This is a genomic window from Flavobacterium hydrophilum (genome assembly GCF_003202405.1).
GTDB classification, from domain to species: Bacteria; Bacteroidota; Bacteroidia; order Flavobacteriales; family Flavobacteriaceae; genus Flavobacterium; species Flavobacterium hydrophilum.
Genome location: NZ_QJHL01000004.1, coordinates 428964 through 444053, shown reverse-complemented (window position 1 = coordinate 444053; position 15090 = coordinate 428964). Strand labels below are relative to the sequence as shown.

The window sequence follows — 15090 nt, the reverse complement described above, 5'->3', positions numbered from 1 at the left end:
TAAATGAATTTATCTATACTTATACCGCTTCTGAACGAAGAGGAATCACTAAAAGAACTCTATTCGTGGATTATTAAAGTGATGCAATCCAACAATTACTCTTATGAAATCATTTTTGTAGATGATGGAAGTACAGATGATTCGTGGAATATCATCGAAAGTTTTTCTAATGAAAATCCGAATGTAAAAGGAATTCGTTTCATGAAAAACTTTGGAAAATCACAAGCTTTACATGCTGGTTTTGCAAAGTCTCAGGGCGATGTCATCATTACGATGGATGCCGATTTGCAGGACAGCCCTGATGAAATTCCGGGGTTGTACGAAATGATTACAGCCCAAAAATATGATTTGGTTTCAGGCTGGAAAAAGAAACGTTACGATTCTGTTGTGGCCAAAAACCTGCCCTCAAAATTATTTAACTGGGCCGCCAGAAAAACTTCCGGTGTTGAGTTGAATGATTTTAACTGTGGTCTGAAAGCCTATAAAAATGTTGTTGTAAAAAACATAGAAGTTTCCGGTGAAATGCACCGATATATTCCGGTTTTGGCTAAAAATGCCGGATTTGGAAAAATTGGCGAAAAAGTAGTGATACATCAGGCCCGTAAATATGGTGAAACCAAATTTGGAATGGAACGTTTTATTAACGGATTTCTTGATTTGATTACGATTTGGTTTTTATCACGATTCGGAAAAAGACCTATGCATTTATTTGGCGCCATTGGCTCTTTTATGTTCATCATTGGATTTTTAGCTGCAGGATACATTGGAGTTTCAAAACTATACCATATGTATACCGGAATGAAATACACCCTGGTTACTAACAATCCGTGGTTTTATATTGCTTTAACAACCATGATTTTGGGAACTCAGCTCTTTTTAGCAGGTTTTTTAGGTGAAATTATTTTACGCACTAAAAGCAATGAAGCCCGATATAAAGTTGCCCGGGAAGTTAATTTTTAACGCAATGTCCTAGCCCTGATGGGAGCGGCATCCTTTTGTGGCGGGTTTCGCCACAAAAGATATAGTGAACAGCAGGATTAGCTCCTGAAAAATTCCTATCTTTAATTTAAACATTAAAAAAACATTTACATGAATATCGCTCCTAATATTTTAAGCGCCGTAAACGAATGGTTAACACCAACATTTGATAACGAAACACAAGCTGCCGTTAAGGAATTAATGACTACATCGCCTAAAGAACTTGAAGAAAGTTTTTATAAAAACCTCGAATTTGGTACAGGAGGAATGCGTGGCGTTATGGGTATCGGTAATAACCGAATTAATAAATATACGCTTGGAAAAAACACTCAGGGACTTTCTGATTATCTGCACGAAGTGTTTCCAAATCAGCCTATAAAAGTAGTTATTGCTTATGATTGCCGTCACAACAGTAATACTTTAGCAAAAGTGGTTGCTGATGTTTTTTCTGCTAATGGAATTCAGGTTTATTTGTTTTCAGATTTACGCCCAACTCCGGAATTATCATTTGCACTTAAATATTTAGGATGTCAATGCGGAATTGTACTAACTGCTTCTCATAATCCACCGGAATACAACGGATACAAAGTATACTGGGAAGATGGTGGGCAAATTGTTCCGCCGGAAGATACCGCCATTATTAATGTGATTGAAAGTTTAAGCTACGATAAAATTAAATTTAATGCTGACGAAAGCCTGATTCAATATATTGATACAGAAATCGACAAGGCTTTTGTAAAATCATCTATCGAAAATGCGAGTTTTAATACTCCGGCTGAAGCCAAAGACAATCTGCATATTGTTTTTACTTCATTGCACGGAACTTCGATAAAATCAGTTCCGGATACTTTATCTGAGGCTGGATATAAAAATGTACATATTGTTCCTGAACAAGCGATTCCAGATGGAAATTTTCCAACTGTAAAATCTCCAAATCCGGAAGAACCGGAAGCATTGACTATGGCTTTGGCTTTGGCAGACAAAACCAATTCGGATATCGTGGTAGGAACTGATCCTGATTGTGACCGTTTAGGTGTTGCTGTTAGAAATAACGAAGGCAAAATGATTTTGCTTAACGGAAACCAGACCATGGTTTTGATGACTTCTTTCCTTTTGAAACAATGGAAAAAAGCAGGCAAGATTAACGGAAAACAATTTGTGGGCTCAACTATTGTTTCTACTCCGATGATAATGGAACTGGCAACAAGTTATGGTGTAGAATGCAAAGTTGGTCTGACAGGCTTTAAATGGATTGCCAAAATGATCAAAGATTTTCCTGAACTTCAGTTTATTGGTGGCGGAGAAGAAAGTTTTGGCTTTATGGTTGGTGATGCAGTAAGAGATAAAGATGCTGTTGCAGCTACTTTATTAATATGCGAAGTTGCAGCTCAGGCAAAAGCTGCCGGAAGTTCTGTTTACAAAGAACTTTTGCAACTGTATGTTGAAAATGGTTTTTATAAAGAATATTTGGTTTCATTAACTAAAAAAGGAATTGAAGGCTTAGAAGAAATCAATCAGATGATGATTAATTTAAGAGAAAATCCATTGAAAGAAATCAACGGTCAAAGAGTAATCATGGTTGAAGATTATCAGTCATCTGTTGCTTTAAATTTATTGACAAGTGAAGAATCAGTGATGGATATGCCAAAATCAAACGTTTTGATTTATTATACTGAAGACGGTTCTAAAATTTGTGCAAGACCAAGCGGTACTGAACCCAAAATCAAATTCTACATCAGTGTAAATGCTGAAATTGAATCAGTTTTGGATTTTGATGCTGCCGAAAGTTTCTTAGACCAAAAAATACAGAATATCATTGCAGATATGCAATTGAATTAATACAACGAACCAGATATAAGATTCTTTCTAAGAATGCTTCCAATTGTATACACAATGATTGTGCAATTGACAAACTCAAAACTTAAGTTCTGATTTGTATTTTCTCAATACAAATCAGAACTTTTTTTATAAAAAAAAGCAAAAAGAAATTGAAAACACCTTAATTGGATTAATTTTGTCCGGTAAAAAATACATGACCAAGCGGCTTATTGGTCATGATGATAAAAGAAATCAATATCAAAAAATATAAATGAGTAATTTCAAAAAAATACTACCCTTTGTATATCCGTATAAAAGATACGCATACTTAAATGTCTTTTTTAATGTTCTGTACGCCTTATTTGGAACACTTTCGTTTCTTTCTTTAATGCCTATGATGGATGTATTGTTTGGGCAAGCAAAAAAAATTTATACCATTCCGGCTTACAAAGGAATCTGGGAATTAAAAAAATATTTATCGAATTATCTAAGTTATTATTTAACTTCAATAACCGATACAAACGGCATTGGATATACATTATCAATTTTGGTAACGGGAATTATTACGATCTTTCTATTAAAAAACATCTCTGACTATCTTGCCATGTTTTTTATTACCTATTTAAGAAATGGTATCCTCAGAGACATTCGAAATGCGATGTATAAAAAAACATTAGAATTACCATTGGCTTTTTTCTCAGAAAAGAGAAAAGGTGATGTAATTTCGAGAATTTCTGCAGATGTAAACGAGGTACAATCCTCTTTTTTAGCCATTCTTGAACTTATTGTAAAAGAACCTCTAACTATTATTTTTACTATTGTCGCTATGTTTACGATAAGCGTAAAACTTACCCTTTTTGTATTTGTTTTTATTCCTATTTCAGGATATATTATCTCTTTAATTGGAAAACAATTAAAAAGAAAATCTACCAAAGCACAACAAGAACAAGGCACCTTTTTATCCACTATTGAGGAAACACTTGGGGGACTGAAAGTTGTAAAAGGATATAACTCTGAAAATTATTTCAATCGTGTATTCCAAAATTCAACTGATCGCTTTTTTAAATTATCAAACAGTATTGGAAATCGTCAAAATCTGGCTTCTCCTGCGAGCGAATTTATGGGAATTATGGTTATTGCCATTTTACTTTGGTATGGAGGTCAAATGGTTTTAATCGAACACACTTTAAAGGGGGCTGAATTCATTACTTACATGGGATTAGCATACAACATCCTGACACCAGCAAAATCAATATCTAAAGCTTCTTACGCCGTAAAAAGAGGAAATGCCGCAGCTGAACGTGTTTTAGAAATTTTAGATCAGGAAAACCCAATTACATCCAAGCCTAAAGCTTTTGAAAAAGAAACTTTTGAAGATGCTATAAATATTGAAAACATCAACTTTAAATATGAAGAAACAGACGTTCTAAAAGATTTTTCTCTTCAAATTAAGAAAGGACAAACTGTTGCTCTGGTTGGACAATCCGGAAGCGGAAAAAGTACAATTGCGAATTTATTAACTCGTTTTTATGATGTAAACGAAGGAACAATTTCTATTGACGGAATTAACATCAAAGACATGAGTCTGCATTCACTTAGAAGCTTAATGGGATTGGTTACACAAGAAATCACTTTATTTAATGACACAATTAAAGCGAATGTCTCTTTAGGAAAATTAGATGCAACAGATGACGAAATTATTGAAGCGTTGAAAATTGCAAACGCTTACGAATTCGTAAAAGATCTTCCGAAAGGAATTTACACTAATATTGGAGACAGCGGAAGCAAAATTTCCGGAGGGCAGAAACAACGTTTATCTATTGCCCGTGCGGTATTAAAAAATCCTCCAATCATGATTTTGGACGAAGCCACATCAGCACTGGATACTGAGAGCGAAAAATTTGTTCAGGTTGCACTTGAAAATATGATGCAAAACAGAACTTCGATTGTTATCGCTCACCGACTTTCTACGATTCAAAAAGCTGATATAATTGTTGTGATGCAAAAAGGAAAAATTGTAGAACAGGGAACTCACGATGAGTTAATTTCTCACAACGGCACCTATCACAAACTGGTAACAATGCAGTCATTCGAATCTTAAAATTCACGTACAATAACCATATTAATTCACACAGATTAAGGAAACATTAAAACTGAGTTTACTTTCCTTAATCTGTGTTTATTTTTATAACTTTAGGTCAGTTAAAGAATAAATCATTTAACTCTCTTAAAATGTATCTTAACAACCCAAACATTAAACTCCCGGATGATCCCGACACTATCGTTTGGAAATATCTTGACTTATCCAAGTTTCTTGATTTATTACTTTCGAAAAAACTATTCATGTCCCGCTCTGATAAATTTGAAGATCAGTATGAAGGTACTTTTAGCGAGCCCACATTTGAAGAAATCAAAAAACTGGCTATTGACAATCCTGAATTTTTAAATTATTACAAAATACATCGTGAAAAAGTAGCCGTAAGCAGCTGGCACATTAACGAATATGAATCGTATGCAATGTGGCAGATTTTTACTCAAAATAGTGAGGGATTAGCGATTCAGTCCACAATTGGAAGACTCCAAAAGGCTGTAAACCCTGAGAATAATTTTGATCAGTATATTGGAGAAGTTAATTATATAGACTATAAAAAAGAATACATTCCGTTTGATGATTTATTTTTTCCGTTTTTGTTCAAACGAAAAAGTTTTCAGTACGAGCGTGAGGTTCGAATTATTACGGATACTTCTCAAAGCAATTTAAAACTGAATGAAGGATTAAAAATCAATGTTGACATTAATGAATTAATCGAAAAGATATACATTCATCCCAAGTCAGAGAACTGGTATAAAAAACTTGTAATTGAGTTGGTAGAACGTTTAGGTTTCGGATTAGAAATCGAAAAGTCAGATTTGGAAAGCGACATTTTGATTTGAGTTTTTTGAGATGCTCAGGTTCTATCTAAGAGACGAAGCTAATGAGTTCTTTTTCTCAAAATAGATAAAAAGAATAAAATCATTTTTTATCTTGATAAAAAATAAAAAGCACTTTAAAAACCTTAGTATCTTAGAAAATAAAACTATATTGGCTTATAATTTTTCACTTCCCAATTTTTTGAAGCTAAATCTATATAGTTGTAATGCAAAACATCATTTTTATCAAACTGTCCATTTTGGTTAGTGTCTTCAATTGTTCTGAAATAAATTCGGTTTTTTGATTCAATGACACTCCAGTCTACCAACTCTTGTAAATCTGCTGAGACTTTTGTGAAATTTTCTCCGCTGATGTCACTTAAATAAAGCGTTTTAATATCCCCTGTATCAATTTTTCCATCCTTATTCGTATCTGAATCTGTCAGGGTATACGCCATGATTTTCTTTTGGGTTTTATCTGCAATTGTTTTTAAATATGTAGCTGTTAAAATTAAAACTGGCTTATCCGATAAAGGTCTGATAGAATCTGAATCTGTTTTTTGAAATTTCAAATTTTGCAGATAACCTGTAATTTCAAAATCGCCTAAATTAGAAATTGTAAAACTTACATCATTTACACTTGATGAGCCATAGCGTGCTTTTGTACCTTTTTCAAAAACTCTCAAATCTCCAACCGGATGAATCAGATAATCGGTACCTTCGATTTGGATAGGCAGATCAGCGATTTCAATTTGTGTTGAATCTGTTTTAGTCACAACACTTTTTTTATTTGAAGCATCATAAGTCACTTTAGGTTTCTGAGCTTCATCTTTACAACTTGCTAAAGATCCAATAATTGCTAAGGCTATATATTTTAAATGATTTTTCATCTGCATCAATTATATTCGATTATCAAATATAGCGTTTTTGGTGATAATATTTATTTTTATTGAATATTACTAAGGCAAAAATATTTATATAGTATATTAAAAATGCCTTTATTTTATCCAATTATTTTATTACAATCTCGCATTCAGCTTTATATTAAAAACGCGCGATGTCATATAATTTGGGATTGCATATTGATTTTTTGAATAAGCATCTCTAACCCAGGTATTGGTAATGGCATTTTGATTATTGAAAAGATTGAATATTTCTAATCCTAATGACAATTCTTTAAAGGTCTTAAGCCAGCCTGTTTTTGCAATATTGTTCTGGTCTATAAAAACTTTTGCAAAACCAACATCTGCCCTTCTGTAATCATTTAATCTGTTTTGGTACAAATAAGGATCTGAATAAGAAGGAGAACCTCCAGGCAAACCGGTATTGTAAACTAAATTCAAATACAATTTTATACTTGGGATGTTTGGCATATAATCCTGAAACAACATCGCAAATTTCAATCGTTGATCAGTTGGTCTGGCGATAAAGCCTTTATTTTCATAATTTTCTTCCGTTTTCAGATAACCGAAGCTTATCCAGGATTCTGTCCCCGGAACAAATTCTCCATTTAATCTGAAATCCAATCCTTGCGCATAAGCTTTTGCATTGTTATCAGCAACATAACGAATCCTAACATTATCTATTGAGTAGGTGTTTACATCTGAAAGTGACTTATAATAAACCTCCGTAACCCATTTAAAAGGACGATTCCACATTTTAAAATTATAATCATTACTTAAAACAAAATGGATTGATTGCTGTGCTTTTACATTTGGGTCAACTTCTCCATTCAAATCACGAAGCTCCCGATAAAATGGCGGCTGATGATACAAACCTCCTGAAAGTCGAAAAATCATATCCATATTCCAATCCGGCTTTAAAGCAAATTGCACACGCGGACTAAAAACAACTTGGTTTTTTCCTTCTACAGCAGTTCCGGAAACCTGCCAGCTTTGAAAACGTGCACCAACAGTATACCAAAATTGATTTGATCCCAACTCTGTTTTGTTGTTCCATTGCGCATAACCTGAAAATCTGTTTATATCGTTGAAATTAGTTGCACGGATATTTTGATACGGTAAAAGCGGTCCTGTATAAGGTTGGTATGGCTGATTATTTTTAGGAAGATTTAAGATAGGAGGATTTAATGAAAATCCTGCAGAATCAATCATCTCCCACTCTACAATTCGGTCACGTATGGATTCTCTTGTATATTTCAAACCAAACTCCAACTGATTATTATTTTTCCATTCTTTGAAGCCTTTAATTTCAATATTCGCGATCAAGGCATCCAGATCATTTCGTGCATGATTAAGCTGGGTTCCAATTCCTCTTGTAAAATCGACATCATCAGGATTTATATTTCCTTCTTCATCTATATTTCCTAAACGGTATTGGGCTAAAATATCAAAATGTTCCTGCTCAATAGTATGAAATAAGGATCCTATCAATTTGAAAGTAAGAGTTGGGGTGGCTTTATAAGTTGTTTTTATAGCTCCAAAATAAGTATCGTATTGATCTTTTTCCTGGCCTTCATAAAAAACAGCAAGTGCCATTGGCTGATCAATCGTACCGAATTTTGTTTCGCGTGTTAATGGACGATATAAATATTTATTTTGCGAAATATTGCCTAAAAAACTCAATTGCCATTTTTGAGAAATATCATAATTAATATTCGTCTGAATATCTGCAAATGTTGGTGTGTAATTAGTTTGTGTATCCTGACTATTAACCAGTAAACTATTATTTCGATAACGAACACCGGTTACGGCAGACCATTTTTTATTTTTAGAAACGGCATCAACAGAAATGCTTCCGCCAAGAAAACTGGCTTCCAGCGAAGCTCCAAATTGAGTTGGTTTTCTATAAGTGATATCTAAAACAGAGGATAATTTATCGCCAAATTTAGCCTGAAATCCACCTGCAGAAAAATCTACGTTTTGTACTAAATCGGTGTTGGTAAAACTCAGTCCTTCCTGCTGTCCGGAACGAATCAAAAAAGGGCGATAGACTTCAACTTCGTTCACATATACCAAATTTTCATCATAATTACCCCCGCGAACTGCATATTGGGTACTCAATTCGTTGTTCGAGTTTACTCCCGGCAATGTCTTAAGAATATTTTCTATTCCTGCATTTGCCCCGGGTATTTTTTTTATGGTAGTTGGATCAATAACTGTAATTCCCTGAACACGTTTTTTATTTTTGGAAGAAACAAAAACTTCTCCCATCTGCTCCTCCGAGTTATTCATCACCGGATTAAAAACAAAGGTTTCATAAGGCTTCAGATTTACCGTTAAGGTCATCATTTTTAACGAAATGTGCGTAAAGACTAAAACTACCTTTTTGTTTGATGGAACAAAAATATCAAAACGACCTTTAGCATCCGATTTCGAAACTTTATCACCTGAAGTAATATTCACATCAGCAACCGGATGATTTTCACTATCTAAAATAATTCCTTTAACACGAGCGCTTTGGGCAGATGACACATAACCAACACATAAAAAAAGGAAAACAATTACTAATTTAAAATTATTCAAACGCTTAGATTTTATTTTTGTTGACTTCTAAAAAAATGAGTTTCAAAGATAGCAGAATTCCCCACATTATCAACTACTTCAATTTTTAAATCATTAGCACCCTCAGCAATCATCGTGTCATCAAAAGTATGCGTTATCTTTCTCGTTTTATTGTCATATTCAAACAAAATCCAATTTCCGTTCAAATATCCATTATAAGATTTAATTCCTGATAAAGCATCACCAATTGTAAACTGAACATTTTTAACACCGGTAATCCATTTATCCTGAATAACTTTATTGATTTTTATAACCGGAGCAATAGTATCTAAAACCAAGCCGTATTGTCCTAAGATTTTTGATTTCGCAGTAAAGACATTATCTTTTCTTGTTGTCGCATTATAACTTTTGCTATTTCCACTTAGTCTTGCAATAAAGAGTTTATCTCTTAAATTTTCAGAATAGGTACTGTCTTTTATGGTAATCGTAAAATTCGAATGTACTGGAACAACATCTTCATGGATGTAAATCCGATTGTTTTTTACATCAAAATTCAAATTAAAATCTTCGTAAAAAGTCCCCGCAGGAAAAAATACAGACATATTATCTTTCTCAAAATTCGAATCTTTATTATAACGTACAAAATAGTTTGAAATTATGGATTCTGAATTTATAACAGGAGTTTCAGAATCATATTCAACAGGAACGGTAACCGAATTTAAATTTCCAAAATAGTCTGAAACTTCAATTCTGTAAGATGAAGCAAGATTTGGTTCAACAGGAATAATTCCGTTAAGCGAATCCGTTTTTATGATACTCAAGGCAAAAGGCGTTTTCATAAATAACTTTTGTATACGCTGCCCCGTTTTTTTATATCTCGGATAATCTATAAAAGCATTAATAAAACGCATTTCATCAAAAGAATAGGTGTTAAACTGATAATTATACTTAGGATCACCGTTTAAAAAACCTGTAACATTAAAAACTCCGTTTCTGTTGTTCGAAACATCATCAAAATCGACAGCATTAATTCCAAAACCTATTTTTCCGTTTGCTTTCACTTTACCTGCAAGATAGGTTCCATCTTTTTGAAGGGAAAGATTCAGTAATAAAGGTTGCTTAGACTGATTTACCGTAGTATTGTCTATTGGATAAACGAATAAACTGGAGATTGTTGGCTTTTTATTATCTTTTATATGCTGATCAAATCCAAAAAACATAGGATTTATGACGAATTCCGTTTTTGTATCACGAAATTCAAAATGCAGATGCGGCCCTTCTGAAGAGCCTGTGTTTCCTGAAAGGGCTATTATTTGCCCTTTGGTAACAGGGAGTTCATCCGGCTTTGGAAACATTTCAATTTCAAAGGATTTTTCATTATAGTGAGTTTTATGAACATATTCCTGAATCGGCCCAACTGCTGTTTGCAAATGCCCATAAACTGTAGTATAACCATTTGGATGCGTGATATAAATACATTTTCCGTTTCCAAAAGTCGAAATTTTTATTCGGGAAACATAGCCATCAGCAACAGCATAAACATTCAGCCCTTCTCTTTGGTTCGTTTTTAAATCGAATCCGGCATGGAAATGATTAGGTCTCAACTCCCCAAAATTGCCTGAAAGCTGCATCGGAATATCAAGCGGCGTCCGAAAATAATCTTTAGGATATTGGGTCTGGGCAAAAATAAAATTGCAAAAGAATAAAAAAAAATAAGAAAATCTCATAGGTAACATTTTTGCTAAGATAAAAAATTAACAAGCGAAAACCGAAGATAAAAGGGCAAAAATACAATTCATTGAATTTCATATGTTTGTTTATTTTTAATGTAAAAAAATCGATAAAAAATTGCATTAATAAAAAGGAATATTAACTTTGTAGGATTAAGTAATGAAAAGGATTTATAATGAGTGTAATTGCTGAAATAATTGATACTCTTGAATATAAAGTCGAAAAGCTTTTTACAAAATCAAAAGCTTTAGAAAAAAACAATCAGGATTTACGATTAGAACTAAACAAAGCTGTTCAAATTATCCAGAAACAATCTGAAGAAATTGAAGCTCTGAAGAAGCAATATGAAACACTTAAGATAGCCAATTCGTTGCTCGGCAGCGACAATAACAAGAGAGAGACAAAGCTTAAAATAAATTCATTAATTCGCGAAATTGATTACTGTATTGCACAACTATCAGATTAGTAAATATGGACGGAAAGCTTAAAATTAAAATATCAGTTGCAGACAGGGTTTATCCATTAACGGTTGAGCCTGCTCAGGAAGAAGGACTTAGAAGTGCTTCTAAAAAAATTGATGCTATGATTAAGCAATTCGAAGAAAATTATGCAGTTCGCGATAAACAAGATGTACTGGCTATGTGTGCCCTGCAATTTGCATCACAAGTAGAACAAAAACAAATTGACAACGCTATTGATGGCGAAGAAACCATCGAAAGAATTAAAAGATTAAATTCGCTTTTAGATCAATATCTCGAAAATTAAACGTTCTTTACACGAAACTAAGATACTGCCTACATTAGTTCACAATTGGTAAACTCAACACTAACAATTTAGAATGAGCAAATCGTCGCTACTATAGCATGCCATGCTTCGGCTTGGAAACTTGAACAGTGAGTTAGCTCAAAACTTGTCTTTACGAGTTTATTCAAGCAATTAATGTAGGCTTTTTATATATAAATTTTAACAAACATGGACATCATAACGATCATTATTTCAGGTATTGTAGGCATTGCAGCTGGTTTTGCAATAGCTAAAATTATCGAAAAAAGCAATATTTCAAACTTAATCAAAAACGCTAAAAAAGAGGCTGCATCTATTTTAAAAGACGCAAATTTAGAAGCAGAAAACATCAAAAAAGATAAAATTCTTCAGGCAAAAGAAAAATTTATTGAATTAAAAGCAGAGCATGAACAAGTAATTTTAACCAGAGACAAAAAAGTAGCTGAAGTTGAAAAAAGAGTTCGTGATAAAGAATCTCAGATTTCAAATGAATTATCAAAAGCTAAAAAAGTAAATGATGATTTTGAAGCTAAAACAGAAGAATACAATAATAAAATTGAAATTCTGGACAAAAAACAAGCTGAAGTTGACAAATTACACAAAAGTCAATTACAGCAACTGGAAGTTATTTCAGGACTTTCTGCCGAAGAAGCGAAAGAGCAATTAGTAGAAGGCTTAAAAGCTGAAGCTAAGAGTAATGCCATGTCACATATTCAGGATACAATTGAAGAAGCAAAACTTACTGCTCAACAAGAAGCGAAGAAAATTATTATCAACACCATTCAAAGAGTTGGAACAGAAGAAGCGGTTGAAAATTGCGTTTCTGTCTTCAACATTGAATCTGATGATGTAAAAGGTAGAATTATCGGTCGTGAAGGACGTAATATTAGAGCACTTGAAGCTGCAACAGGAGTTGAAATCATTGTTGATGATACACCGGAAGCTATTATTCTTTCCTGTTTTGATCCTGTCCGCAGAGAAATTGCACGCTTGGCTTTACACAAATTAGTTACTGACGGACGTATTCACCCGGCAAGAATTGAAGAAGTTGTTGCTAAAACAGCTAAGCAAATCGATGACGAGATTATCGAAGTCGGTAAGCGTACGGTTATCGACTTAGGAATTCACGGTTTACACCCTGAATTGATAAAAGTAGTTGGTAGAATGAAATACCGTTCTTCTTACGGACAAAACTTATTACAGCACTCCAGAGAAGTTTCTAAACTTTGCGGTATCATGGCTGCTGAATTGGGCTTAAATGTAAAACTAGCCAAAAGAGCAGGTTTACTTCATGATATTGGTAAAGTTCCTGACACAGAAAGCGATCTCCCTCACGCATTGTTAGGTATGCAATGGGCCGAAAAGTATGGTGAAAAAGAAGAAGTTTGCAACGCTATTGGAGCTCACCATGACGAGATTGAAATGAAATCATTATTGTCTCCAATTATTCAGGTTTGTGATGCGATTTCAGGAGCAAGACCAGGCGCAAGACGTCAGGTTTTAGATTCTTACATCCAACGTTTGAAAGATCTTGAAGATGTAGCTTATGGTTTCAGCGGTGTAAAAAATGCTTATGCTATTCAGGCAGGTAGAGAACTTCGTGTAATTGTAGAAAGCGAAAAAGTTTCTGATGATAATGCAGCTAATTTATCTTTCGAGATCTCACAGAAAATTCAAACTGAAATGACGTATCCAGGTCAGGTAAAAGTAACCGTTATTCGTGAAACCAGAGCAGTAAATATTGCTAAATAAATTCACAAAAATATACTCCTAAAAAAAACTTCTCATTGCTGAGAAGTTTTTTTTATTTCTGATTTAGCCCAAATTACAATTCGTCGCTAAAAACAATTTTAAAAGTAGTTCCTACTCCAACCTCACTTTCTACAAAAACTTTTCCATTCATCGCTTCTATTTGATTTTTGGTAATGTACAAACCAATACCTCTTGCATCTTTATGTTTATGAAAAGTTTTATACATCCCGAATAACAAATCACCATATGCAGCTAAATCAATTCCCAGACCATTGTCTTTAATTTTTAGAGCTTTATGTCCATCTTGTTCTAAACCATAATCAAAAAACACTACAGGATCCCTGTCCGGATGTGCATACCTGATCGTATTTGTTACAAAATTCAGCAGAACACTTTCCAGATAGGCCGGATTGAAATTTACTGTAACATATTCCGGCACATTGTTTATAATATTTGCTGTTGTTTCGAAATTAAAATCTTTAATAGTCGAAATCGTTTTATTGATGTAATTGGCCAAATTTAATGGCTTGATAATTATATTGATATTGTCCTGAATCTGAACAATTTGATTTAAGTTTAAAATTGTATCATTCAAATCATTAGAAACTGTTCTAAGATGCACCAACATTTCTTTAATCGTTTCTTTTTTCTCATCAATATCTATAAAATCAAGAATTGACTTTATATTACCTGCCTGGGTGCTTAAATTATGAGAAACAATATGAGAAAAATTAAGCAATCGGCTATTTTGCTCACTGTATAATTTCATCGTTTTTATAAGTTCCAATTCCCTTTCTTTCTGTGCAGAAACATCAGTATGAGTTCCTGTAACCCTCAAAGGCTTTCCATCTTCATCGCGCTCAATTACTTTTCCCCTGTCTAAAATCCACTTATAATTTCCACTGGAAGTCATTACACGATGATAATTTTCGTAATAAGGAATTTTATTATCAAAATGATCCTGGATATCTGAATAATACTTCGGCAAGTCATCGGGATGAACAATCTGGTCCCAGCGTTCAGGATCATCAAATACATCAGCCGATTCAAGTTCTAAAATTTTCAAAGACAAAGAAGAATAAAAGACTTTATTTGTAAGCATATCCCAATCCCAAATACCGGTTATAGAAGCTTCTAAGGCAAATTGAAATCGTTCTTCGGAAATTCGCAGCTTCAATTCTTTATCTTTTAAATCTGTAATATCTGAAAGATGTCCAAAAAAACTCACTTTACTATCATAAGACAATTCAGATTTAGCTGAAATTTTAAACCATCTTAATCCTTTTTCAGGCAATATTCCCCTAAATTCGACCTCCCATCCGGAAACTTGTTTTTTTGCCTTTACAAATGACTGAAAAAACAAATCGCGATCTAAAGGATGAACTCTTTCAGTAATAGCAGATTTAATATCATTTGAAAAATCATCCGAATTTAATTCAAATATTTCTTCAATTGATTTACTAAATAATGGAAACGAATAATTATTATCAACATCGATGATAATCTGAAAAATCAAATCAGGAATTTCTGCAAACAATTTTTTATAAAAATCATTTACATTATTGCAGTCTTCATTTTTATACAAATCAAAAACCATAATTCCTTGTGTAAGTTTGAGCAGTCACTTAAATTTGGGCGCAGGGAACTTTCTTTC

Annotated in this window: 11 protein-coding genes; 7 read left to right on the top strand and 4 right to left on the bottom strand. The window is 33.4% G+C overall.

Features of this window, described 5'->3' with window-relative positions:
• Nucleotides 1–3 precede the first annotated feature (3 nt).
• From DMB68_RS17505 to DMB68_RS17490, 4 genes are all read left to right on the top strand, one after another.
• The gene (locus DMB68_RS17505) at nt 4–960 is read left to right on the top strand and encodes a glycosyltransferase family 2 protein (RefSeq protein WP_110347923.1); all 957 of its coding nucleotides are present in this window, start codon (nt 4–6) and stop codon (nt 958–960) included.
• Between the two features lie 129 nt (nt 961–1089).
• Nucleotides 1090–2817 (top strand): phospho-sugar mutase, encoded by a 1728-nt coding sequence (locus DMB68_RS17500; protein WP_110347922.1) that lies wholly within the window; start codon nt 1090–1092, stop codon nt 2815–2817.
• Nucleotides 2818–3067: 250 nt separating this feature from the next.
• A complete protein-coding gene (locus DMB68_RS17495; protein ID WP_110347921.1) occupies nt 3068–4897 on the top strand; it encodes an ABC transporter ATP-binding protein in 1830 nt (609 codons plus the stop codon).
• 131 nt (nt 4898–5028) lie between these two features.
• Complete coding sequence (locus DMB68_RS17490) at nt 5029–5730, top strand: DUF2971 domain-containing protein (protein WP_110347920.1); 702 nt, start codon at nt 5029–5031, stop codon at nt 5728–5730.
• A gap of 143 nt (nt 5731–5873) precedes the next feature.
• On the opposite strand, the gene DMB68_RS17485 is transcribed toward DMB68_RS17490, so the two are convergent.
• The 3 genes from DMB68_RS17485 to DMB68_RS17475 form a co-directional block, all read right to left on the bottom strand.
• Nucleotides 5874–6596, bottom strand: a complete 723-nt coding sequence (locus DMB68_RS17485; RefSeq protein ID WP_110348053.1) for a CREC-EF hand family protein — start codon at nt 6594–6596, stop codon at nt 5874–5876.
• A gap of 129 nt (nt 6597–6725) precedes the next feature.
• Entirely contained in the window at nt 6726–9191 is a 2466-nt protein-coding gene (locus DMB68_RS17480; RefSeq protein ID WP_110347919.1) for a TonB-dependent receptor, read from the bottom strand.
• Nucleotides 9192–9202: 11 nt separating this feature from the next.
• Nucleotides 9203–10897 carry a M23 family metallopeptidase gene (locus tag DMB68_RS17475; RefSeq protein WP_110348052.1) on the bottom strand — a complete coding sequence of 565 codons (1695 nt, stop codon included), beginning with the start codon at nt 10895–10897 and terminating at the stop codon, nt 9203–9205.
• A 179-nt stretch (nt 10898–11076) separates the two neighbouring features.
• Here DMB68_RS17475 and DMB68_RS17470 point away from each other — a divergent pair, with 179 nt between their 5' ends.
• The 3 genes from DMB68_RS17470 to rny all read left to right on the top strand — a co-directional run bounded on the left by DMB68_RS17470 (nt 11077) and on the right by rny (nt 13436).
• A complete protein-coding gene (locus tag DMB68_RS17470; RefSeq protein WP_110347918.1) occupies nt 11077–11367 on the top strand; it encodes a hypothetical protein in 291 nt (96 codons plus the stop codon).
• 5 nt (nt 11368–11372) lie between these two features.
• Nucleotides 11373–11666, top strand: a complete 294-nt coding sequence (locus tag DMB68_RS17465; RefSeq protein ID WP_007804502.1) for a cell division protein ZapA — start codon at nt 11373–11375, stop codon at nt 11664–11666.
• 207 nt (nt 11667–11873) lie between these two features.
• The gene (rny, locus tag DMB68_RS17460) at nt 11874–13436 is read left to right on the top strand and encodes a ribonuclease Y (RefSeq protein ID WP_110347917.1); all 1563 of its coding nucleotides are present in this window, start codon (nt 11874–11876) and stop codon (nt 13434–13436) included.
• 73 nt (nt 13437–13509) lie between these two features.
• Here rny and DMB68_RS17455 read toward each other — a convergent pair whose 3' ends face one another.
• Nucleotides 13510–15033, bottom strand: a complete 1524-nt coding sequence (locus tag DMB68_RS17455) for a PAS domain-containing sensor histidine kinase (protein ID WP_110347916.1) — start codon at nt 15031–15033, stop codon at nt 13510–13512.
• Nucleotides 15034–15090 lie beyond the last annotated feature (57 nt).

Excerpts from the sequence above, each read along its gene's own strand:
- DMB68_RS17505 (WP_110347923.1), top strand. The coding sequence starts at position 4 with ATGAATTTATCTATACTTATACCGCTTCTGAACGAAGAGGAATCACTA.
- DMB68_RS17500 (WP_110347922.1), top strand. The coding sequence starts at position 1,090 with ATGAATATCGCTCCTAATATTTTAAGCGCCGTAAACGAATGGTTAACA.
- DMB68_RS17495 (WP_110347921.1), top strand. The coding sequence starts at position 3,068 with ATGAGTAATTTCAAAAAAATACTACCCTTTGTATATCCGTATAAAAGA.
- DMB68_RS17490 (WP_110347920.1), top strand. The coding sequence starts at position 5,029 with ATGTATCTTAACAACCCAAACATTAAACTCCCGGATGATCCCGACACT.
- DMB68_RS17485 (WP_110348053.1), bottom strand. The coding sequence starts at position 6,596 with ATGAAAAATCATTTAAAATATATAGCCTTAGCAATTATTGGATCTTTA.
- DMB68_RS17475 (WP_110348052.1), bottom strand. The coding sequence starts at position 10,897 with ATGAGATTTTCTTATTTTTTTTTATTCTTTTGCAATTTTATTTTTGCC.
- DMB68_RS17470 (WP_110347918.1), top strand. The coding sequence starts at position 11,077 with ATGAGTGTAATTGCTGAAATAATTGATACTCTTGAATATAAAGTCGAA.
- DMB68_RS17465 (WP_007804502.1), top strand. The coding sequence starts at position 11,373 with ATGGACGGAAAGCTTAAAATTAAAATATCAGTTGCAGACAGGGTTTAT.
- rny (WP_110347917.1), top strand. The coding sequence starts at position 11,874 with ATGGACATCATAACGATCATTATTTCAGGTATTGTAGGCATTGCAGCT.
- DMB68_RS17455 (WP_110347916.1), bottom strand. The coding sequence starts at position 15,033 with ATGGTTTTTGATTTGTATAAAAATGAAGACTGCAATAATGTAAATGAT.